This window comes from Moorena sp. (assembly GCF_982860115.1).
In genome coordinates, this window is record NZ_CEYLVT010000451.1 from 1 (window position 1) to 1865 (window position 1865).

At 43.5% G+C, this 1865-nt stretch carries 2 protein-coding genes; both read right to left on the bottom strand.

Annotated features, from left to right (window positions below):
• Nucleotides 1–748: 748 nt before the first annotated feature.
• On the bottom strand, nt 749–1225 hold the full coding sequence (locus tag AC4II3_RS32605) for a nucleoside deaminase (RefSeq protein WP_488017362.1): 477 nt from the start codon (nt 1223–1225) through the stop codon (nt 749–751).
• A 408-nt stretch (nt 1226–1633) separates the two neighbouring features.
• The gene (locus AC4II3_RS32610; RefSeq protein ID WP_488017364.1) at nt 1634–1774 is read right to left on the bottom strand and encodes a hypothetical protein; all 141 of its coding nucleotides are present in this window, start codon (nt 1772–1774) and stop codon (nt 1634–1636) included.
• Nucleotides 1775–1865: the final 91 nt, after the last annotated feature.

The following is a 1865-nucleotide window of genomic DNA, read 5'->3' on the forward strand; positions in this document are numbered from 1 at the left end:
TCGCGAAATTAAACCCCACCCTCTTCTTGTATTTTCCAAAATGGGATGCTCCCAACCCCACAGCCTATAATTCACATTTTTTTTAGGGTGATTGACTTAATTAATTCGGAACAGTTTGTAAAGAAATATGAAATAGTCCGTGAATTCTCCTAAACCCCACAGCCTAGACTCTAGCTCAACCAGCAATCTTAATTTTTCTCTAGGCACTGAATAAAGAGGGGTTAGGTAATGAGCGGGTTTGTATCTGGGTTTTAAACACAGGAATTGCCGCCAAAGGCTTGCAGACAAAATACAACAGACAAGGGGGGAAAGATATCAGCAGTTTTATTGAACAGTAAAAAAATACCATACAGGTTTACATCTCATTTATAAACCCTGTATATCATATCCTCACGGGGTGACAACAAAGCTCAAACCTAGATAGGTGGCACGGTTTTAGGTTTTAGGTTTTGGGTAAAATGAGCGCATCGGAGTCTTTTGTATTGCTCTCTATTGAAGCAATTTTTACCATACAACGTCAATGATAGTTTTAATTAATCCATCCCGCTTGACAATCTTCACGCTTCACCTAACCCCTAAAACCTAACCCCTGTAAGATTTTCAATTAGCTTGTCACCCCCTGAGATCATGTCAGAATAATTACCTTTAATAAAAATCTCCCCATCTCCCCATCTCTCTTGCTAAGGGTGATCGCCTTTTGATTTAGTAGCGATCGCTTTTTTTTAAGCCCTAAGCTGCTATACTATTATTAATACTCTACCTTATCGATTTTTTCTTGCCATTCTTGGAAAGCTCTTAAGGCTTCATCCCGCATTAATTGAATGATTGGGAGTTTGCGATCGCTTATGGGCAAGTCCAATTCCTCGTAAATGAATTGGTCATCAAATCCAATTTGAGCCGCATCAGCTTTAGTATTGGCATAGTAAACCTTGTCCAGCCTAGCCCAGTAAATCGCTCCGAGGCACATTGGGCATGGCTCACAGCTAGTATAGAGTTCACAACCGGTCAGTTGAAAAGTTTGTAAGACCTTGCAGGCATCACGGATAGCTACAATTTCAGCATGTGCCGTAGGATCATTCGTGGAGGTGACTTGATTATGAGCTTTGGCAATAATCTCTCCATCTTTGACAACCACTGCTCCAAATGGACCTCCTTTTCCAGACCTAACGCTGATCACAGATAGAGCAATGGCCTCGTTCATAAACCGACTGTTGGGCTGTGTCATGAATTTCCATGGTTTAGAAATATCGCTTTGCCATGATAGCTCAGTCGTTAGGGGAAAAATTTTGAAGAAGGTGGGTTACGGCGCTTCCCAAGACTGATAGATAATCCCTCAAATCCTGGCCGCGCCTAACGTAAGCATTCAGCCGTCAGCCGTCAGCCGTCAGCTTATTTTATTCAAAGGTGCGCTCTTACCATTAAGAATTAAATTCGCCACGGGTCGCACCTAAAAGCACCGATTGCGCTACGCGCACGCTGGGCGAGTAGCGTGTGCTATGGGCATAAACTGTTCGGTGTAGCGTGGCCACAGACCCAAAGCTGATAGCTGTTGGCGTAGGGTGCGCCTAGCGCTTAAGCTGATAGCTGAATGCTTACCGCCTCACCCACCCTACGCAATAGCTAGGAGTTTGCCTTAACCTCGTGTCATTTTGATGTGCTCCATCATTTTCTGCTTCCTAGCCTCTGATAAAGAAGGCTGCTCCACAGGCACTTCCGTAGTTTTCTCCAGGTGCTCCATGATTTTCTGTTTGCGTTGTTCTTCTGAAGTAGCCATAGTTAATATGTTGAGAAATATTGTCTTACATTAACTGGTAGTGCATCAGCAAAGTGTGGGATAAGCAAGCAAGTCATTCCAACTCCAAGGG